Source organism: Lentzea sp. NEAU-D7 (assembly GCF_026242055.1).
GTDB lineage: Bacteria > Actinomycetota > Actinomycetes > Mycobacteriales > Pseudonocardiaceae > Lentzea.
Genome location: NZ_JAPJDL010000033.1, coordinates 50,100 through 68,957 on the forward strand (window position 1 = coordinate 50,100; position 18,858 = coordinate 68,957).

Genomic DNA, 18,858 nt, shown 5'->3' on the forward strand with positions numbered 1-18,858 from the left:
GGGGGGGCGGGGGCCCGCCCCCCCCCCCCCCCCCCGCGGGGGGGGGGGGGGGGGGGGGGGGGCCGGCCCCCCCCCCCCCCCCCGCGACCTGGCAGCCCGCCTGCCCGGCCCCGACGACGACTACCGACTCGCCGCGCATGTCAGTAGTTGCCCAGCCCGCCGCAGACGTTGAGCGCCTGTGCGGTGATCGAGGACGCGGTGTCCGTCGTCAGGTACGTCACGAGACCGGCGACCTCTTCCGGCGTGCTGTACCGACCCAGCGGGATCTTGGCGTTGAACTTCTCGAGGACCTCTTCCTCGGTGACACCCCAGTGGTTCGCGTACCCCTGGCGCACCCGGCCGGCCATCGGCGTCTCGACGTAGCCGGGGCACACCGCGTTGACGGTGATGCCGGACTTCGCGAGCTCGATGCCGACGGCCTTGGTGAAGCCGACGACACCGTGCTTGGACGCCGAGTAGGGCGCGGCGAACACCACGCCCTGCTTGCCGCCGGTGGAGGCGATGTTGATGATCCGGCCCCAGGTCTGCTCGACCATCTTGCCGGTGGACAGCACCTCTTTGGTGAAGCGGAAGACGCCGTTGAGGTTGGTGTCGATGACGTCCAGCCAGAGGTCCTCGTCCAGTTCGGCGGTGATGCCACCGCCACCGCGGCCGGCGTTGTTCACGAGGATCTCGATGGGCCCGAACACGTCGACGGCCTTCTGGACCGCGGTGCGGATGTCCTCTGTGGACGTCACGTCGGACGCCGCGCCGTCCGCCTCGATGCCCTCTTCACGGAGCTGCTTCACCGTGGTCTGGACGTTCTCGGCGTTGCGGGCCACGACGAAGACCGCGTGCCCCTCCTTGCCGAGGCTGCGCGCGACCTCGAGACCGATTCCACTGGTGGCGCCCGTGACCAGGGCGACCCGTCGCTGGCTCATGCTTCTTCTCTCCCTCAGAGTTGCTTCTCAGGCATGTGCACGACGAGCCCGTCCTGCTCCTCGGTCACGGGGATCTGGCAGCTCAGCCGGCTGTTCTCCTTGCGCTCACAGGCCGTGAAGTACAGGAGCTCGTCCTCGACCTGGTGCATCTGCGACAGCGGCTTGGTGTTCTCGGGATCGATGTACACGTGGCAGGTGCCGCACGAGGCACCGCCGCCGCACTGGGCGACGATTCCCTTGATGCCGTTGAGAACCGCGCCGCGCATCACGGTGTCGTCCTGGGCAACGTCGACAACGGTCTCAACCCCGTCGTGCGCTACGTAAGTGATCTTTGGCATGGCAGTTCTCCCACGGATCTGCGGCTCGCCGGACGTGGTTCACCTTGAACGGCGGCGCTTTGCACGTGGTGGAGACCACCTTGAGCGTTTCCGCGCCTGCCGTGACCGCGGTTGGTTCGTGCTTCCGTACCGGCGCCGCAAGGGCCTGTCTCGGCATGGTCATCTTCGCCGCCGCAAGAGGAAGGCGCGGCCAAGGCAGGCACGATCGGGGCAGGCGCCGCACCCGGTACCCGGACGTCATCGCGAACCCACCGACAGCTGACCATGCGCTGAGCCCCGTGTTCCAGGGGCGTTCGAGCCCGCCTTGCGACTCTGCGGTGTCGGCGTACACCCACACGCGGAGGTTCCACCGTGCCCCTCAAGGAGTTCTACGACCAGCAGGTGAACTGGTCACCGCCGTTCGAGGACGGCCTTGAACGCGCGACGGTCGTCGTGCCACGCGACTATTCCGACCCGGACGGTCCGAAGCTCACCATCGCCCTCGCCCGCCTCAGGGCGACGGACCCGGCGCGCCGGCGCGGCGTGCTGCTCGCCGTCAACGGCGGGCCCGGTGGCGACGGCGGCGACGGCCTCGGGCTGATCAAGCGTCTCGGCAAGCGGGTGCGGACCGCCTACGACCTCATCGGGTTCGACCCGCGCGGGTACGGCGAGTCCACCAAGCTGTACAGCGAGGTGACGATTCCCAAGGCGCCCTTCGACTCTCGGCCGCCGGACTCGCTGTTCGAGCAGCTGGCCGAGGACATGCGGCTGCGCGAGCTCGGCTGCCAGAAGGGCGGCGGCGAGCTGCGCCCGCACATCACGACGCGCAACACCGCGCGGGACATGGACCTGATCCGGGTCGTGCTGGGCGAGGAGAAGATCTCGTTCGTCGGGTACGCGTACGGCACGTACGTCGGCGCCGTCTACGGCACGATGTTCCCGGAGAACCTGGACCGCACGGTCCTCGACTCGTGCATCAATCCACAGTGGACGTGGCGCGAGCAGTTCGTCACGCAGGCGGAGGCGGTCTACCGCAACGTCGCGCTGTGGGCGGAGTGGACCGCGGAGCGCGACGGGCACTTCCACCTCGGCACCAGCTCCGAGCAGGTCATCGCCGAGATCGAGGCGGTCGTCGAGAAGCTCGAGGAGGGTGACCAGATCCAGCTCCGCACGCTGTTCGACGGCGCGGTCGGCACCCGGTCGACGGACCGGGCGCAGTGGGACTCGCTGGGCTACCTCATCGGCGACCTGCGCACCACGTTGCAGGACGCCAACTACGAGAAGGCGCGGGCGCTGATCGTCGGGCAGGCCACGTGGCGGCCGCAGGACTCCGAGGGCGACCTGCGGGTCGGCGTGCTGGAGGCCATCACGCTGGAGACCTACTGGCCGCAGGACCTGGAGGTCTACTACGACGACGTCCGCAGGCACCGCGCCCAGCACCCGTACGGCTACGGCGTGCTGCGGGCCCAGCCGTGGGTCGGCGCGTTCCGGACGTTCGAGAGCCTGGAGCCGCCGACGAAGCTGGCGCAGCCGGGGTACCCCAAGGGTCTCGTGGTGCAGGCGGACGGCGACCCGATGGACCGCGTCGAGGGCGGCGTCGAGCTGGCCGCGCTGCTCGACCACCCGCTGGTCGTCATCGAGGACTCCGGCGACCACGAGGTGTACGCGCTGGCGGGCAACGAGGTGCTCGACGCCCTGGTCGACGACTACCTCGTCGACGGCGTGCTGCCGACGAACAAGCACACCAGGATCCCCGGGCACGTGCAGCGCCCGAACATCCCGAAGGACTGAAAGCACAACGCAAAGGGGGCCCCGCACCGAAGTGCGGGGCCCCCGTTGCGTGAAGCTCAGTCCTCTGCGGGGATGTCCCAGGTGACCGGCAGCTCCCCGAGGCCGTAGATCACGGCGCCCTCCTTGCGCGGGATCTCCAGGAACGGCTTCGCGAGCCGCAGCGACGGGATGCGCTGGAACAGCGTCGACCACACGAGCTGCATCTCCAGGCGCGCGAGGTCGGCACCGATGCAGTGGTGCAGGCCGTGCCCGAACCCGAGGTGCTTGCGGGTACCGCGTTCCAGGATCAGCTTCTCCGGCTCCGGGAAGATCTCCGGGTCGCGGTTGCCGTTGAGGCCCAGGCACAGGATGCCGTCGCCGGCCTTGATGGTCTTGCCGCCGATCTCGATGTCCTCCAGCGCGACGCGCGGGATGGCGGTGTCACCGATCGTCGCGAGGCGCACGAGCTCCTCGACGGCGGGCTCGATCATGCCCTCGGGGTCGTCCAGCAGCAGCTTGAGCTGGTCGGGGTTCTCCAGCAGCGCGGCGGTGCCGAGCGACAGCATCGAGGCCGTGGTCTCGTGGCCGCCGTTCATCAGCAGGCGGATCATGTTGAACAGGTCGCGGCGCGTGTACTCCTCGCCGGAGGCCGCGTACTCGGCCATCGCGCGCGACAGGAGGTCCTCGCCGGGCTCCTTCTCCTTCAACGTGATCAGCTTGTCGACGTAGGCGTTCACCTCGACGATCGCGGCCTGGCGCTGCTCCGGTGTGGAGTGTCCGCCCAGGAGACACGTGCCGTGCTCGATGAAGAAGTCGTGCTCGTCCTGCGGAATGCCGAGCAGCTCGCAGATGACCGTCATCGGCACGGCGAGCGAGAACTCGCGGTGGAAGTCGATCGGCGGCGTCATCGTGAGGATCTTGTCGATGTACTCGTCGACGATCTCCTGGATGCGCGGGCGCAGACGCTTCACCTGGCGGTTGGTGAACGTCACGGCCGCCTTGCGCCGGGTCTTGGTGTGCTCCGGGTTGTCGTAGCCGATGAACGACGTCTCGGTGCGGAACTCCGGCGGCGCGATGAAGTAGAACGGGAAGTTGTCGTGCTTGCGCGACGCGCTGATCCGCGGGTCCGTGAGGAGCTGCTTGATCGTGTGGTAGCCGCTGATCGTCCAGATCCGCAGACCGGAGCCGGTCAGCGTCACCTCGACGACGTCCTCCTCGGCCATCTGCGTGTACTGCGCGGGCGGCGTGAACGGGCACGTGCGCTTGTACGGGAACGTGTCCACACCCGGCTCGGCGGTGCTGGTCATCTGGGTCTTCCTCCTAGTCGAAAGGTTGGCTCACGCCAGATCAGCGCCGCCATCGAGCGTGATGACTTGGCCGGTGACCCACGAGCTCGCGGGCTCGGCGAAGCGGGTGATCCACGGAACGACGTCGTCGACCTCGCCGGTGCGCCCCAGAGGCGTCTGCGAGGCCTGGAAGCCGAAGTAGCCCTCGACCTCCTCGGGGCTCAAACCGTTGGCCGCGTAGACCTCCGTGCGCACCGCGGCGGGCGCGACGGCGTTGACGCGGATGCCCTGCGGTGCCAGTTCGAGGGCCCAGCTGCGCACGAGGCTGTCCACGGCCGCCTTGCTGGCGCCGTACACGCCACCGCCCGGCACGGCGATGTGCCCGGCGTTGCTGGAGACGAACACGATGCTGCCGCCGGGCGAAGTCAGCTGCGGCAACAGCTTGGCGGTCAGCACCAGCGGGCCGACCAGGTTGGTCTCCAGCACGTCGCGCGCCGTGGCGAGGTCGAACCCGGCGACGGGCGTGAAGCGGAAGATGCCGGCGTTGTGCACCAGCACGTCCACCTTGCCGCCGCCCAGTTTCACGGCGTCGGCGACCTTCTGCGCGCCTTCGTCCGTCGTCACGTCGGCGACGACGGCGGTGATCGCGGGGTGCAGGGCGACGACCTCGGTCAGCCGGCTCTCGCGACGACCTGTGATGATCACGTTCGCGGCGCCGAGGTCGGCGAACGCCAGCGCCGCCGCGCGGCCGATGCCGGTTCCCCCACCCGTCACGACGACCTGCTGTCCGGCAAATGGTGCGTCCGACATGACGCCTCCAGCTTCTTTCCACTCGGTAGGGCAGTCAGGAACAACCCTGCTGGGTGTTCCTTGAGTCCAGGTCTAGCTGGGACGGAAACCCTGGGGAGCATGGGAATTCTTGCGGTGGGCAGGTGGCGCGCACGGGTCGGCAGACCCGGTGGCCACACGGAGAGCGAGTTCGAGTTCGCGCGCGACGGCACGGCGATGCTGGTCGTGGGCGGAACAGGATCCGGCACGTGGACCCAGACGGGTCCCGACACGTTCAGCTACCGGATCAACGAGGAACTGACCGAAGCACCGGGCACGATCGAGATCGCCCAGGACGCCGTGCTGCGCGGCGACGAGTTCGTCAGCAACGGCAACGCGGTGGTGCGCCTGGCGAACGGCACCACGGCACGCGAGGCCGCGATCCGGATCACGGCACAAAGGCTGGGCTAGCACCTCGAAGGGGGCGCCAGGCAGGCGCCCCCTTCTACAACACGCGCGTCAGGAGATCTTGACCGTCACGTTGCCGGTGTACTTGCCCGCCAACAGCGACAGCAGCGCCTGCGGCGCGGTCTTGACCCCGCCCTCGTCGACGATCGTGTGCGGGAAGACGAACTTTCCCTCCTGCAACCACTGTCCGAAGTGGACGACCCAGTCCTGGATCTGCTCCGGCAGGTGGTAACAGGCGAACGGGCGGATCTCCAGGTGCTTCGTGATCGCCGTCATCAGGTCGAGCCGCGGGTGCTCGGCCGTGCCGTCGTTCTGGTTGGCGAGCGCGCCGCACAACGCGAAGCGGGCGTGCGGGCGGGCCGCCTGGATCGCGGCCTCGAACTGCTCGCCGCCCACGTTGTCGAAGAACACGCTGATGCCGTCGGGGGCGAGCTCGCGCAGCCGGTCGGCCACGGGGCCGTCCTTGTAGTTGAACGCGGCGTCGAACCCGAGCTCGTTCACCAGCCAGTCGACCTTCTCCTGGCTGCCGGCCGAGCCGATCACCCTGGCACCGCGGGCCTTCGCGATCTGCCCGGCGAGCGACCCGACGCCCCCGGCGGCACCGGTGACGAACACGACGTCACCCTCGCCGGCCTGCGCGAGGGTCGCCATGCCGTAGTAGGCCGTCGGTCCCTGCGACAGGAAGTAGACCGGCGAGGGCACGTAGTGCGGGTTCTGCTTGATGAACTGCTGCGCCGGCCCGGACCAGTACTCCTGCCACGGCCCGAACGACTGCACCAGGTCCCCGACCTCCAGGTCGGGGCTGTTCGACTTGACCACGGTGCCCACACCGCCGGCACCGGCCGGCTCGCCGACCTTCCACGGCGGCACACCGGGGATCTGGCAGTCGGACCTCATGAACTCCTTGAAGGCGGCGGCCACCGACACGTAGTCGACGCGCACCAACACCTCACCGTCGCCGGGCTCGGGGACGGCGACCTCGACGACGTCGAAGTGCTCGAGGGTCAGGTCGTTCTCGACGTGCTTGGCGAGCCTGACCTCCCACTGCTTCTCGGGGATGCTCATGGCTCTCCTTCTGACTATCCCCAGGTGACGGGGAGGCTGACGAGTGAGTGGTTGATTTCGCCCTGGTGCCACTGCAGGTCCTCGTAGGGCACCGCGAGCCGGAGGTCCGGGAAACGGCGGGTCAGACCTTCGATGGCGATCGCCATCTCCATGCGCCCCAGCTGCTTGCCGAGGCAGTAGTGCACGCCGTGCCCGAACGCGATGTGCGGGTTCGAGGCGCGGTCGATGTCGAGCTGCCGCGGGTTCTCGAAGACGTCCTCGTCGCGGTTCGCGGACGACAGCACGAAGAACACCGCGTCGCCCTTCGCGATCTTCTGCCCGCCGAGCTCCAGGTCCTCCGCCGCGATGCGGTGGAAACCCGTGGTGTCGGTGGCGAAGAGGTTGACGTGCCGCAGGAGCTCCTCGACGGCCGCGGGGATCAGCGACGGGTCGGCGACGAGCCGCCGCCACGTGTCCGGGTGGTCGTGCAGCAACGCCAGCACGGAGTTGGAGATCTGGTTCGCGGCGGTGTCGAAGCCGGCGCCGATGAGGGTGAACGCGAACGTCACCAGCTCCTGCTCGCTCAGCTTGTCGTCGTCGTCCCGCGCGGAGATCAGGTCGGACAGCATGTCCTGGCCGGGCTTCTCGCGCTTCTGCGCGATCAGTCCCATGACATACCCGGCGAGCCTGCCGAACGCCCGCATCGGCGCCTCGGGGTCGTTCTCGTCGAACGTCGCGAACGCCCGCGCGTCCGTCTCGAAGATCTTCAGGTCCTCGGTCGGCACACCGAGCAGGTCACCGATGATCGTCAGTGGCAGCGGAACGCACAGCGCCTCGACGAGGTTGACCGGCGCGCCCTTGAGCTCGACGGCGTCGAGCAGCTCGTCGGCCACCTTCTGCACACCCGCGCGCATGGCCTCGACCTTGCGGACGGTGAACGCGCCCATCACCAGCTTGCGCAGCCGCGAGTGCTCGGAGCCGTCCAGCGAGATGATCATCTCGGGCGTGGTGGTCATGGCGCCGCCGACCTGGGGAGCACCCTCGACGCACGTCAACGCGCGGCTCAGCCTGGAGTCGGCGAGCCCGGCGCGGACGTCGGAGTACTTGGTGATCACCCAGGTCGGCGTGCCGGAGTTGGTGGGCACCTTGGCCACCGGGCACTCGGCGCGCAGCCTGTCGTACTTGGGGTCCGGGCCGCGGTAGGAGGAACCGCTGAACGGGAACTCCTCGTCCAGTTCAAGGGGCAGCACGGGACACCTCCGGGATTGCTTCGGCCTGGCCTCGCGCCGAACCTTGCTACTCCCACCTCGAAGGCGGCTCGAAACCTGGATGTCGACCGGGATTTGAGCCCCCGTACCTACCTTCGCGCCATGGACACTGCACTCGTGCCGTTCCGGGTCGAGGTTCCCGACTCCGAACTGGCGGACCTCACCCGTCGGCTGGCAGCGACCAGGTGGCCGGACGCGGAGACCGTGGACGACTGGTCGCAGGGCATGCCGCTGGCCTATGCCAAGGAACTGGCCGAGTACTGGGGAGGCGTCTACGACTGGCGCGCCACCGAGGCGCGGCTGAACGCCATCCCCCAGTTCAAGACCGAGATCGACGGTGTGGGAATCCACTTCCTGCACGCGAGGTCGCCGCACGCCGACGCGAAACCGTTGCTGCTCACGCACGGCTGGCCGGGTTCGGTCGCGGAGTTCCTCGACGTCATCGAGCCGCTGACCAACCCGCCGGACCCGGCCGACGCCTTCCACGTCGTCGCGCCCTCGTTGCCCGGCTACGGTTTCAGCGACAAGCCGACCGGAACCGGCTGGACGCTGGAACGCATCGCCGCGTCGTTCGTCACGCTGATGGGCCGCGTCGGCTACGACAAGTTCTACGCGCACGGCAACGACTGGGGCTCGTTCATCACGGGCATCCTCGGCCACATCGCGCCGGACCACGTCGAGGCGATCCACCTCGTGATGCCGTTCGCCTCCGCACCCGAGGCCGAAGTCCAGCTGACACAAGAGGACTACAAGGGCCTCGGCGCTCTCAAGGAGTTCGCCGCCAAGGAGTCCGCCTACGCGGCGGTGATGAACACCAAGCCGCAGTCGCTCGCCTACGGCCTCACCGACTCCCCCGTCGGCCAGCTGGGCTGGGCCGGCGAGAAGTACTGGTCGTGGAGCGACCACGACGGTGACGCGGAGAAGATCATCTCGCGCGACCGGATCCTCGACATGGTCTCGGTGTGCTGGTTCACCGCCACGGCCGCGTCGTCGGGCCGGTTGTACTGGGAGAGCTACAACAAGTCCCCGCTGACTCGAGTCGACGTGCCGACCGGGTTCTCGGTGTTCCCCGCCGACGCCCGGATGCCGAAGGCGTGGGCGGAGCACCGGTTCACCGACCTGCGCTACTGGCGGGAGATGCCGTCCGGCGGCCACTTCCCCGCGCTGGAGAACCCCGTCGTGCTCGTCGAGGAGCTGCGGACGTTCTTCCGCCTGGTGCGCTCATGACGGCCACTCTCGACAAGCCGGGCACCAAACTCGGCCTGGTGCTGGCCGTCTGCTGCCTGGCGCAGTTCATGAACGTGCTGGACGCGTCGGTCATGAACGTCGCCCTGCCGTCGATCTTCGAGGACCTGCGGTTCGAACGCCACGACCTGCAGTGGGTCAACAGCGCGTACACGATCGCGGTGTGCGGCTTCCTGCTGCTGGGCGGACGGCTCGCCGACCTGTTCGGGCAGCGCAGGGTGTTCTTCCTCGGCGCCGCCCTGTTCACGGTCGCCAGCGCGGTCGGCGGCATGGCGACCTCGCCCGGCACCCTGATCGCGGCCCGCGGCTTCCAGGGCCTGGGCGCGGCCGTGATGGCACCGGCGTCGCTCACGGTCCTCGGCACCACGTTCCGCGATCCCACCGCCCGCGCGAAGGCTTTCGGCTGGTGGAGCGCGGTGTCCGGCACGGGCGGCGCGGTCGGTGTGCTGCTCGGCGGCATCGTCACCGAGTCGCTCGGCTGGCGCTGGGTGCTGCTGATCAACGTGCCGCTCGGCATCGCGCTGGTGGCCATGATCCGCGGTGCCGTGCCGGAGACGCCGAGCAACGGCGGCCGCAGGGCACTCGACGTCCCCGGTGCGTTCACCGTGACGATCGGCCTGATGGCGCTGGTCTACGGCATCGCGCAGTCGCACGAGCTCGGCTGGGGTTCCTGGCAGGTGGCCGGTTCGCTGACGCTGGCGCTGGTCCTGTTCGCGTTCTTCCTGCGCCAGCAGACGGTGTCCGCCCACCCGCTGATGCCGCTCGGCATCTTCCGCAACCGCGCGGTGACCGCGACGAACATCGTGGCGTTCTTCGCGATCGCCGCCCTGTTCAGCACCTTCTACTTCCTCACACTGGTGCTGCAGCAGGTGATGGGTTTCAGCGCGCTGCAGACCGGTCTCGGCTACTTGCCGTTGTCGATCGGCATCGCGCTGGGCGGCTTCGGCGTGGCGCGGATCGTGCCGAAGATCGGCCCGCGGCCGGTGCTCATAGCCGGTCTGCTCACGGCGACCGTAGGCCTGCTCTGGGTGTCCACAGCGGACGAGACGTCGACGTTCCTCGGCTCGATCCTCGTCCCGACCACGTTGCTTGGCCTGGGAATGGGCGCCGTTCTCAACGCGACCACGAACGCCGCCACGTCCGGTGTGCCTCGCGAGCAGGCGGGTCTCGCGTCCGGTCTGCTCAACACGATCCGCCAGATGGGCAGCGCGATCGGCCTGGTCGTCCTCGCCACGATGTCGTCGGCGCGGGCAGACTCCCTGCTGGCAGAGGGCGAACCGCTGCGGCACTCGCTCGGCTCAGGCTTCGGGCTCGCGTTGTTCGGTGCCGCCGTGTTTACCTTCTGCGGCGCGCTGGCCGCGATCGCCGTGCCCCGCAAGAAGTAGGCCGCACAGCAGAAGGCCCCCGGTTGATCCCGGGGGCCTTCCGCGTTTCAGAAACCCTTGCCGTGCAGGTCGACCGGCAACGCGACGAGCCGGTGGTTCATGTCGGCCTTCTGCCACTCCAGCGCCTCCTCGGCGACGGCGAGCCGCGCGGCCGGGAAGCGTCGGGTCAGCTCCTCGAACGCCGTGGTCAGCTCCATGCGCGCGAGCGGGGCACCGAGGCACCGGTGGATGCCGTACCCGAACGCGAGGTGCGCGTTGTCGGTCCGCGCGAAGTCGAGCGCGTCGGGGTCGGTGAACAGCGTCTCGTCCCGGTTCGCCGAGGTGGTCGACACGAACACCGCGTCGCCCCGGGGAATCGTGACCCCGAACAGCGTCACGTCCTCCGTCGCGATCCGCGGCAGGCCGGTCGTGTCGTTGGTGGACAACGTGATCCAGCGCAGCAGTTCCTCGACCGCCGCCGGCACCTCGTCGGGCCGCTCCCCCAGCCGCACCCAGACGTCGCGGTGGTGCCCGAGGAGCGTCAGGACCGAGCTGGCCAGGTGGCAGGCCGTGGAGTCGCCGCCGGCGCCCAGCAACGTGTATCCGAGGCCGATGAGTTCGCCGACCTCCAGCTTGTCGTCACCGATCCGGGCCTCGGTCAGCGCCGACAGCACGTCGTCGCCGGGCGCGGCCATCTTCCCGAACACCAGCCCGGCCATGAACTCGCCGAGCTGCTCGCCCGCGGCGGCCGCCAGTTCCGGCGCGTCGACGGCGGCGAACTCGCGGATCAGCCGTGCGAACGTGTCGCGGTCGCCGGCGGGCACACCCAACAGGTCGCTGATCGCGATGATGGCCAGGGGGAACGTGAACCCGCCGAGGAGGTCGACAGGCCCCTCGAGGGCTTCGGAGTCCGCTTGGTCGAGCAACTCTGTCACGAGCTGCTGGATTCTCGGTCGCATGGACTCGATGCGGTCGGCCGAGAACGCCTGCGAGACGAGATCACGCAGCCGGGTGTGCGCGGGCGGGTCGAGCGAGATGATCATTCCGGGCGGTGCCTGGAACAGTCCGGGGAAGGTCGGCGCCGACGGGTCGTAGGACGCCGCGCGGGAGAACCGGACGTCGTCGAGCACGACGCGGACCGAGTCCTGCGTCGTGGCGATCCAGCAGTGACCGCCGCCGTTCGCGGGCAGGCGCACGACAGGGCTCGACGCGCGGAACCCGGCGAACTCCGGCGCCGGACCGCGGTAGCTGGATCCGGGAACGGGAAAGGAAACCACCGTGCGCTCCTCGCGGCTCTGGGGATTGTTTCCGCAGGTTAGGAGCCTTGACCTGAAGCCCGATCTAGTGCCGTTCGAGTGACCGGGTGAACGCTGAGCGTGATCGGCCATCCAGGCGAACCACCCAGTACGGGAGATTCACATGACCATCCTCGTCACGGGAGCGCGCGGCAACGTCGGCCGCCGCGTGCTTCAGCGGCTTTACGCGGCGGGTCACAGCCTCCGCGCGTCCGGCCGAAATCCCGCGGAACTCGACGTCCCAGAAGGCGTGGAGACCGTCGCGCTCGACCTCAACGACCCGGAGACGTTCGTCGCGGCCCTCGCCGGCGTGTCCAAGGTGCTGCTCTACGCCGAGCCGGACGGCATCGTGAAGTTCCTCGACGAGGCCGAGAAGGCCGGCGTCGAGCAGATCGTGCTGCTGTCGTCGAACACCGTGGGCCTGCCGGGCGCCGACCAGGACCCGCTGGCACACCACCACGTGCTCGTCGAGGAAGCGGTGGTCGGCTCCGGGCTGAACTACACGATCCTGCGGCCCGGTGCTTTCATGAGCAACGCGTTCGGCTGGAGCTACTCGCTGCAGCAGGGCGACACGATCGACCAGGTCTTCCCCGAAGCGCAGGTGGCCCCTGTGCACGAGGACGACATCGCCGACGTGGCCGTGGTCGCGTTGACGGAGAAGAAGCTGCAGGACGAGATCGTCGACCTCACCGGTCCCGAGTCGCTGACGTTCCGCCAGGAGCTGGAGATCGTCGGTGAGGTGCTCGGGCGCAAGCTCGTGATCAACGGGCTGACCCGCGAGGAGGGCGAGGCGCAGATGAGCGACTTCGTGCCGCCGCCGGTGCTGACCTCGCTGCTCAACCAGTGGGAGGCCGCGGTCGGTGTCGTCGCGGACACCAGCGCCACGGCCGAGCGGATCACCGGCAAGCCGGCCCGCACGTTCCGCCAGTGGGTGGAAGAGCACGCCTCGTTCCTGGCGTGACGAGCACGGACGCGGAGCCGGGACGAGGGCGGCGGACCCGTCCCGGCTCCGTCGGCGCGCGAGTTACCCGCGCACCATCGTGAACGTGATGTTCGAGGTGCCCAGGTTCGTGCCGTCCGCGAGGAAGAACGTGGACGGGCCGGAGCTGGTGAAGTTGTCCGGTCCACTTTGGACGGCGTCCTGGTCGAAGTCGACGTAGGCGAAGTAGGCGCCGTTCTCGTCGTAGACCTTCTCCCCGCGGAACTTGTAGTGGAACGTGTTCGCGCCGGTGGACCACCAGGTCCCCTGCGTGGTCGTGTTCTGCTCGTTGGTGACGAACACCTTGCCGTTGGCCTTGAACTGCAGCTTGGTCGGGTGGTCCCCGTCTGTGCGGGTCACGTACCCGGTCCACGTGCCGACCGGCGTGCAGGTCGCGTGTGCGGCGGTCACCGTGCCCGACAGGGCGAGCAGGACGACTGCCGCGATCGCTCCCGTGCGTGCGAGGAAGGCCGAACGTTTCGGAGTGAACGTCTGCATCTGTGTGGCTCCTGATCCGGTTGCGTGCGACGGACGCGCGCAACCGTGGACGATCCCCCTCGGCCCAAACTCCAGAACGGCTCGAACACGCGGTTTTCCGCTGCGGCACAAGCTCATCTCGACTCGGGTAACGCAAAGTTTTCGTTACTCATGAGCTGACAGGGAGGACGCCGTGGCCGAACGGGAGACAGAGCTCTGCGAGCTGTTCGGGGAGGTGCTCGGGGTACCGGGGATCGAACCGGAGGACCACTTCTTCGATCTGGGAGGGCACTCACTGCTCGCATCGAAGCTGGTGAAGCAGGTCCACGAGCGGTACGGCGTCCGCGTCCCGTTGCGCAGCTTCTACGAGGACCCGACGGCGCGCGCCGTCGCCAAGCAGCTGGACCAGGCAGCCTAGGAGTTCGAGATGCGATGGAATGACCTGTACATCGCCGGTGTGGGCACATATCTGCCCGAGCAGGTCGAGACGGTGGACGACGCCATCGCGGCCGGCCGGTACACAGAAGAGAAGAAGGCCATGAACGGCTACCGGGAGCTGCGGGTCGCCGCTCCCGGTGAGACCGGGCCCGTCATGGCCGCGCGAGCCGGTCTGGAAGCGGTGGAGCGCTCCGGCCTGAGCCCGCTCGACTTCGGCCTGACCGTGCACGCCTCCCTCTCGCACCAGGGACTGGACCTGTGGACGCCGGCGAGCTACGTGCAGGCCAACACGGTCGGCGGCACCGGACCGGCCTTCGAGGTGAAGCAGGGCTGCAACGGCTTCATGGCCGCGGTGGACCTGGCCGCCTCCTACCTCTCTTCGCACCGGGACCTGCCGGCGGCGCTGGTGACCGCGGGCGACGCGTTCCACCTGCCCTACTTCGACCGGTGGGCCTCCGAGGAGCAGAACGTCAACGGCGACGGCGCGGGGGCGTTCGTCCTGTCGAACCGTTCCGGCTTCGCCCGCATCCGCTCGATCCACTCGCACGCCGACTCGACGCTCGAGCAGATGTCGCGCGGCTACCAGGAGTGGACCACTGGGCCGTTCGCGGACGGTCAGACCCTGCAGCTCAACAGCGGCGTCGAGGACTTCCTCCAGAACGCCGACGTCGACCTCGACGACATGATCGCGCGCATCGGCGGCGGCGTGCGACACTCGCTCAAGATGGCGCTTTACGAGGCGGAGATCGAACTCGCCGACGCGCGCTTCTTCCTGCACCAGCAGCTCGCGGAGACCATCGTCACGCACGGCATCTGCGGCCTCCTGGGCGTCGACCGCAGCTCCACCACGTACGACTGGGCCAAGCAGTACAGCATGGTCGGCACCGCGGACATCGCCCTGGGCCTCGACCACGTGCTGGCCGAACGCGACCCGCGGCCCGGTGACCTGATCGTCCTGCAGTCCTCCGGCGCCGGGTACGTGTGGACGGCGGCCGTGATCGAGATCCTCGAAGTTCCCTCCTGGGTCTAGAGAACACGGCGAAAGGGGCGGGCTCTCCCTGCGAGCCCGCCCCTTTCGCCGTGTTCAGATGTAGAGGGACTTCGAGTTCCAGTCCGGTTCCGGCAGCGCCTTGCGGTCTGTCTTGCCGTTGCTAGTGATCGGCAGCTCGTCCACGACGACGAACCCGGCCGGCACCATGTGCTCCGGCATGGTCGCGCGCATGTGGGCCTTCAGCGCCCGCTTGTCCAGTTCCCCACCGGACTTCACGACCCACGCGATCAGCCTGCGGTCGCCGCTGGGGTGCGCCCGGAGGCTGACCGCCGCGGTGCGGACCTGCGGGTGCTCGGTCAGCGCGTTCTCGACCTCGCCCGGTTCGATGCGGAACCCGCGCAGCTTGAACTGGTCGTCGATCCGGCCGAGGAACTCGACCACGCCGTCGGCGCGTGCCCGCCCCTGGTCGCCGGTGCGGTAGTAGCGCTCGCCGTTCCAACTGGCGCGCACGAACTTCTCGTCGGTGAGGTCCGCCCGCTTCCAGTAGCCGCGGGCCACCTGCGCGCCACCGATCCACAGCTCCCCCGCCGTGCCCGCCGGCGCGGGTTTCCCCTCCGCGTCGACGACCACGACCTCGACGTTCTGCAGTGGCGTGCCGATCGGCACGGCGCCACCCAGGTCCTCCTCCGCGCCGATGCGGTGGCAGGTGGCGAACGTCGTGGTCTCGGTGGGCCCGTAGCCGTTGACGATCTGCAGCTCCGGCACGGCCTCGCGCAGCTGCCGCACGTGCGCGACGGACACGACGTCCCCGCCGGTCATCACGGTGTGCAGACCCTTGAACGCGGCCACGTCGACGTCGATCTGCCGGTGGAACAGCGCCGCGGTCAGCCACAGGACGCTGATCTCGTAGGACCGCAGCAGGTCGCCGAGCTCCTCCGCCTGCACGACGCCGGGCGGGGCGAGCACGACGCGGGCGCCGTTGAGCAGCGCGCCCCAGATCTCAAATGTGGCGGCGTCGAACGCGACCGGCGCGAGCTGCAGGATCCGGTCCTCAGGAGTGATGTCGACGTAGTTCGGGCCGGTGACGAGGTTGGTGATGTTGCGGTGCTCGACCATCACCGACTTCGGCCTCCCCGTCGACCCCGACGTGTACATGAGGTAGGCGAGGTCCTCCGGCGCGACGGCCGGGAGCTCCACAGTGGACCGACCGGCGGACGGCGGCACCCGGATCGTCGTGAAGCCGGCGAAGAACTGACCGATCACGAGCGACACGTCGGCGTCCGCGAGCATCATGGAGACCCGCGACTCGGGGTCCTCCGGGTCGATCGGCACGTACGCCGCTCCGGCCTTGAGCACTCCCAGCAGCGCCACGACGAGCTGCGGCGACCGTTCCAGGCAGACCGCCACCCGGTCGCCGGGCCGCACGCCGGACTCGACGAGCTCACCGGCCAGGGCGTCCGACCACCTGTCCAGCTCGGCATAGCTCAGGGAACCCTGTTCCGCGGACAGCGCCACCGCGTCGGGCGTTCTGGCCGCCCGGCAGCGGAACGCGTCGGTCACCGTTGCAGACATGCGCCAGCTCCTCTCATTTCGCCCATCCTCCGCAACCGGCCTCGAAGTCAGCTCGGGTCACAACTGGCGCTACAGGGGTGCTTGAGCTGCCCGAACAACACTCAGCGCGTCCGCTGCCCACCTCACCGGAGGCGCATCCCATGAACGTCCGCAAGAAGGCAATCGCCGCCGTGGCCGCCTGCGTGCTGGCCGCCCCCGTCGTCGCCGCCGCTGGTGCCACCGCGAAACCCAACTACGACACGGCACTCGTCGGCCGCTGGGACCTCACCGTCACCATCCACATCGAGGAACCCCCGCTGCTCACACCGCTGTTCTGCGACTTCACCGCCGACTACCAGCTGCACTGCGAAACCAAGCCGGGGTACCCCGACCACCTCGAGGGCCGGGGGATCTGGACGATGGCCAAGGACGGCCAGTTCAGCTTCTGGATCACGCACCACGCCCACCGCGACGCGAACGGCAACCCGGTCGGCTCGATCAACGCGAGCCACCTCGGCAAGATCAGCACCAACAAGAAGAAGTTCAGCACCAAGGCGCACACCTACATCGACATGAACGACGGCACCCCGTGGCAGGGCCCCGTCGACATCGAGGGCGCCGCGTTCCGCATCTGAAGCCCTTCCTGCCAGAAGGCCCCTCGCAGTCCGCGAGGGGCCTTCTGACGTACCGGGAACACGCACCGAGGCCCCAGGCGGATCGCCTGGGGCCTCGGGGTTTCCAGCTGGGAGGAACTACGCCTTGGCGGTCTCCTCGGAACCCTCCTCGGAGGCTTCCTCGGCCGGCGCGCCCCACTCCTCCTGCTTCAGCCAGCGAGGCAGGAAGGAGGCGAGCAGCAGTGCCAGGGCGGCGAAGCCGAAGCCGACGTACAGCGTGGTGCGGAAGGCGTCCGTGAAGGACTGTCCCGCGGCCTGGTGCGTGTACTTGTCGGCGATCGCCTTGGCCTGCGCGTCGTTCTGGACCGCCGCGCACGCCGCCGCGTCCGGGTGACCGCCGAGCGTGGTGGCGGCACAGGACTGGAAGGCGCCCGTGAGCTCGGTGGCCTTGGCGTCGGCGACACCGGCGGCCACCAGTTCCTGGCGGAACTGCGGGGCCAGCGACTCCGCGTTGGTCGCGCCGTTGGAGGCCAGCGGAGCGAAGAACGCCAGGGTCACGATCGAGATGCCGACCGCGAAGCCGAGCTGCTGCTTGGTGTTGATCAGGCCGGATGCCGCACCCGCGTCCTCGTGCGGCACCTCCTGCAGTGCGAACAGCGCGATCGGGGTGGCGGTCATGCCGAAGCCGAGACCGATCAGCAGCAGTCCGGGCACCAGGCCCCAGCTGGTGACGTCGGGGCTGATCGTCAGCAGCATCACCGCGACACCGATGGCGATCACGACGGCACCGACCTGCAGGACGGCGCGGCCGAACTTCGGCACCAGCGCGATGACCGAGGCCGACGCGGTGATGAAGGCACCGATGCAGAACGCCAGCAGCGTGACACCGGTCCGCAGCGGCGAGAAGCCCAGACCCTCCTGCAGGAACAGGTAGAGCGCCAGCATGAACATGCCGGTGAAGCTGAACATGCCCAGCATCAGCGCGAGGGCCGCGGAGAAGCTGCGGGACTTGAACAGGCTCAGCGGCACGAGCGGCATGCCGTCCTTGCGCTGCTTGGCGCGCTCGTAGGCGACGAAGCCGACGAAGCCCACGACGGAGGCGGCCATCAGCACGAAGCCCCACGCCGGCCAGTCCATCTCACGGCCGAAGGTCAGCGGGAACAGCAGAGCCGTGAGGCTCACGGTCGCGATGACGACACCGATCAGGTCGAGCCTGATGCGGCTCGGCGCCTTCGACTCGTTGATGTACTTCCAGCCGAGGGCGTAGCCGATGATGCCGATCGGGACGTTGACCAGGAAGATCGTCCGCCAGCCCCAGTCGAAGACGTTCGCGGCGACGAGCACGCCGCCGACGAGCGGTGCGATCGTGGCGGCGAGACCACCGATGGTGCCCTGGATGGCGAAGACCGCGCCCTTCTCCTTGTCGGGGAAGGTGACGTGGATGATCGACATGACCTGCGGGACCATCAGGCCGGCCGCGAGACCCTGCGCGAGGCGGGAGACCACGAGCATCTCCGGGTTGGTGGCGATGCCGCACAGGAACGACGTGATCACGAAGCCGAGCACGCCGAGCTGGAACATCTTGCGACGCCCGTAGATGTCGCCCAGTCGGCCACCGGTGATCAGCGTGAGCGCGAACGCGAACACGTAACCGGCGGTGATCCACTGCAGCTGCACGAAACTCGCGCCCATGCCGTGCTGGATCGCGGGCAGTGCGACGTTGACGATGCTGCCGTCCAGCATGTCCATGAACGTCGCGACGGTCATGATGATGAACGCGATCCAGCGACGCGGGTCGGCCGCCGGCGCGTCAACGACCGGAGCCGCCTGCGCGCCGGCAGTCGCCGACGGCGACTCCAGGTCGTGGTTGGTGTTGGTGGAGGTCACGATTTCTCCTCAGAGGACTTGATTTCGCTGCGCACGACAGGCGATGGCTCAGGACTACTCGTTGTGGCGAAATGCCGTTCGAGTTGAACGAGGTCCCACCTCCTGCCTTGAAAACGACTGCCGGTCGATGACCCCCAGGGTGGTCCCCTCCGCTTGAGTCCCGGTCAGGTCGCGGC

The 18,858-nt window shown here is 68.8% G+C and carries 18 protein-coding genes; 8 read left to right on the top strand and 10 right to left on the bottom strand.

The annotated features are described in order from the left end of the window. Positions 1-140: 140 nt before the first annotated feature. The gene (locus ORI60_RS41435; RefSeq protein WP_266043474.1) at positions 141-920 is read right to left on the bottom strand and encodes an SDR family NAD(P)-dependent oxidoreductase; all 780 of its coding nucleotides are present in this window, start codon (positions 918-920) and stop codon (positions 141-143) included. Between the two features lie 14 nt (positions 921-934). Continuing rightward, entirely contained in the window at positions 935-1,258 is a 324-nt protein-coding gene (locus tag ORI60_RS41440) for a 2Fe-2S iron-sulfur cluster-binding protein (protein WP_266043475.1), read from the bottom strand. A 351-nt stretch (positions 1,259-1,609) separates the two neighbouring features. On the opposite strand from ORI60_RS41440, the gene ORI60_RS41445 reads away from it, so the two are divergent. Further along, a complete protein-coding gene (locus ORI60_RS41445; protein ID WP_266043476.1) occupies positions 1,610-3,028 on the top strand; it encodes an alpha/beta fold hydrolase in 1,419 nt (472 codons plus the stop codon). Between the two features lie 56 nt (positions 3,029-3,084). On the opposite strand, the gene ORI60_RS41450 is transcribed toward ORI60_RS41445, so the two are convergent. Both ORI60_RS41450 and ORI60_RS41455 read right to left on the bottom strand, forming a co-directional pair. Beyond that, positions 3,085-4,314, bottom strand: a complete 1,230-nt coding sequence (locus tag ORI60_RS41450; RefSeq protein WP_266043477.1) for a cytochrome P450 — start codon at positions 4,312-4,314, stop codon at positions 3,085-3,087. A 30-nt stretch (positions 4,315-4,344) separates the two neighbouring features. Next, positions 4,345-5,103 carry an SDR family NAD(P)-dependent oxidoreductase gene (locus ORI60_RS41455; RefSeq protein WP_266043478.1) on the bottom strand — a complete coding sequence of 253 codons (759 nt, stop codon included), beginning with the start codon at positions 5,101-5,103 and terminating at the stop codon, positions 4,345-4,347. Positions 5,104-5,202: 99 nt separating this feature from the next. Between ORI60_RS41455 and ORI60_RS41460 the strand changes: the two genes are divergently transcribed. Beyond that, positions 5,203-5,532, top strand: coding sequence for a hypothetical protein (locus ORI60_RS41460; RefSeq protein WP_266043479.1), 330 nt, complete (start codon positions 5,203-5,205; stop codon positions 5,530-5,532). Between the two features lie 48 nt (positions 5,533-5,580). On the opposite strand, the gene ORI60_RS41465 is transcribed toward ORI60_RS41460, so the two are convergent. Next, positions 5,581-6,594 (bottom strand): MDR family NADP-dependent oxidoreductase, encoded by a 1,014-nt coding sequence (locus tag ORI60_RS41465; RefSeq protein WP_266043480.1) that lies wholly within the window; start codon positions 6,592-6,594, stop codon positions 5,581-5,583. Positions 6,595-6,608: 14 nt separating this feature from the next. Next, positions 6,609-7,823, bottom strand: coding sequence for a cytochrome P450 (locus tag ORI60_RS41470; RefSeq protein WP_266043481.1), 1,215 nt, complete (start codon positions 7,821-7,823; stop codon positions 6,609-6,611). Between the two features lie 120 nt (positions 7,824-7,943). On the opposite strand from ORI60_RS41470, the gene ORI60_RS41475 reads away from it, so the two are divergent. Further along, positions 7,944-9,068 (top strand): epoxide hydrolase family protein, encoded by a 1,125-nt coding sequence (locus ORI60_RS41475; RefSeq protein WP_266043482.1) that lies wholly within the window; start codon positions 7,944-7,946, stop codon positions 9,066-9,068. Beyond that, positions 9,065-10,471 (top strand): MFS transporter, encoded by a 1,407-nt coding sequence (locus ORI60_RS41480; protein ID WP_266043483.1) that lies wholly within the window; start codon positions 9,065-9,067, stop codon positions 10,469-10,471. The genes ORI60_RS41475 and ORI60_RS41480 overlap by 4 nt, the downstream gene beginning before the upstream one ends. A 47-nt stretch (positions 10,472-10,518) precedes the next feature. Here the strand turns inward: ORI60_RS41480 and ORI60_RS41485 are convergent, their stop codons facing one another. Next, positions 10,519-11,727 (bottom strand): cytochrome P450, encoded by a 1,209-nt coding sequence (locus ORI60_RS41485; RefSeq protein WP_266043484.1) that lies wholly within the window; start codon positions 11,725-11,727, stop codon positions 10,519-10,521. 142 nt (positions 11,728-11,869) lie between these two features. Here ORI60_RS41485 and ORI60_RS41490 point away from each other — a divergent pair, with 142 nt between their 5' ends. Next, entirely contained in the window at positions 11,870-12,706 is an 837-nt protein-coding gene (locus ORI60_RS41490) for an NAD(P)H-binding protein (protein ID WP_266043485.1), read from the top strand. A gap of 63 nt (positions 12,707-12,769) precedes the next feature. Here the strand turns inward: ORI60_RS41490 and ORI60_RS41495 are convergent, their stop codons facing one another. Further along, positions 12,770-13,222 carry a hypothetical protein gene (locus ORI60_RS41495; protein WP_266043486.1) on the bottom strand — a complete coding sequence of 151 codons (453 nt, stop codon included), beginning with the start codon at positions 13,220-13,222 and terminating at the stop codon, positions 12,770-12,772. Between the two features lie 172 nt (positions 13,223-13,394). On the opposite strand from ORI60_RS41495, the gene ORI60_RS41500 reads away from it, so the two are divergent. Together ORI60_RS41500 and ORI60_RS41505 are read left to right on the top strand one after the other, a co-directional pair. Further along, a complete protein-coding gene (locus ORI60_RS41500; protein WP_093600101.1) occupies positions 13,395-13,619 on the top strand; it encodes an acyl carrier protein in 225 nt (74 codons plus the stop codon). A gap of 9 nt (positions 13,620-13,628) precedes the next feature. After that, the gene (locus ORI60_RS41505) at positions 13,629-14,669 is read left to right on the top strand and encodes a ketoacyl-ACP synthase III family protein (RefSeq protein ID WP_266043487.1); all 1,041 of its coding nucleotides are present in this window, start codon (positions 13,629-13,631) and stop codon (positions 14,667-14,669) included. A gap of 54 nt (positions 14,670-14,723) precedes the next feature. Here the strand turns inward: ORI60_RS41505 and ORI60_RS41510 are convergent, their stop codons facing one another. Then, positions 14,724-16,202 (bottom strand): amino acid adenylation domain-containing protein, encoded by a 1,479-nt coding sequence (locus ORI60_RS41510; protein WP_266043488.1) that lies wholly within the window; start codon positions 16,200-16,202, stop codon positions 14,724-14,726. Between the two features lie 140 nt (positions 16,203-16,342). Here ORI60_RS41510 and ORI60_RS41515 point away from each other — a divergent pair, with 140 nt between their 5' ends. Then, positions 16,343-16,816 (top strand): hypothetical protein, encoded by a 474-nt coding sequence (locus ORI60_RS41515; protein WP_090070900.1) that lies wholly within the window; start codon positions 16,343-16,345, stop codon positions 16,814-16,816. A 117-nt stretch (positions 16,817-16,933) separates the two neighbouring features. On the opposite strand, the gene ORI60_RS41520 is transcribed toward ORI60_RS41515, so the two are convergent. Further along, a complete protein-coding gene (locus ORI60_RS41520) occupies positions 16,934-18,682 on the bottom strand; it encodes a DHA2 family efflux MFS transporter permease subunit (protein WP_266043489.1) in 1,749 nt (582 codons plus the stop codon). Positions 18,683-18,858 lie beyond the last annotated feature (176 nt).

What these genes read in the sequence shown, in the direction of transcription:
- ORI60_RS41435 (WP_266043474.1), bottom strand. Translation starts at nt 920, where the DNA reads ATGAGCCAGCGACGGGTCGCCCTGGTCACGGGCGCCACCAGTGGAATC.
- ORI60_RS41440 (WP_266043475.1), bottom strand. Translation starts at nt 1,258, where the DNA reads ATGCCAAAGATCACTTACGTAGCGCACGACGGGGTTGAGACCGTTGTC.
- ORI60_RS41450 (WP_266043477.1), bottom strand. Translation starts at nt 4,314, where the DNA reads ATGACCAGCACCGCCGAGCCGGGTGTGGACACGTTCCCGTACAAGCGC.
- ORI60_RS41455 (WP_266043478.1), bottom strand. Translation starts at nt 5,103, where the DNA reads ATGTCGGACGCACCATTTGCCGGACAGCAGGTCGTCGTGACGGGTGGG.
- ORI60_RS41460 (WP_266043479.1), top strand. Translation starts at nt 5,203, where the DNA reads ATGGGAATTCTTGCGGTGGGCAGGTGGCGCGCACGGGTCGGCAGACCC.
- ORI60_RS41465 (WP_266043480.1), bottom strand. Translation starts at nt 6,594, where the DNA reads ATGAGCATCCCCGAGAAGCAGTGGGAGGTCAGGCTCGCCAAGCACGTC.
- ORI60_RS41475 (WP_266043482.1), top strand. Translation starts at nt 7,944, where the DNA reads ATGGACACTGCACTCGTGCCGTTCCGGGTCGAGGTTCCCGACTCCGAA.
- ORI60_RS41480 (WP_266043483.1), top strand. Translation starts at nt 9,065, where the DNA reads ATGACGGCCACTCTCGACAAGCCGGGCACCAAACTCGGCCTGGTGCTG.
- ORI60_RS41490 (WP_266043485.1), top strand. Translation starts at nt 11,870, where the DNA reads ATGACCATCCTCGTCACGGGAGCGCGCGGCAACGTCGGCCGCCGCGTG.
- ORI60_RS41495 (WP_266043486.1), bottom strand. Translation starts at nt 13,222, where the DNA reads ATGCAGACGTTCACTCCGAAACGTTCGGCCTTCCTCGCACGCACGGGA.
- ORI60_RS41505 (WP_266043487.1), top strand. Translation starts at nt 13,629, where the DNA reads ATGCGATGGAATGACCTGTACATCGCCGGTGTGGGCACATATCTGCCC.
- ORI60_RS41510 (WP_266043488.1), bottom strand. Translation starts at nt 16,202, where the DNA reads ATGTCTGCAACGGTGACCGACGCGTTCCGCTGCCGGGCGGCCAGAACG.
- ORI60_RS41515 (WP_090070900.1), top strand. Translation starts at nt 16,343, where the DNA reads ATGAACGTCCGCAAGAAGGCAATCGCCGCCGTGGCCGCCTGCGTGCTG.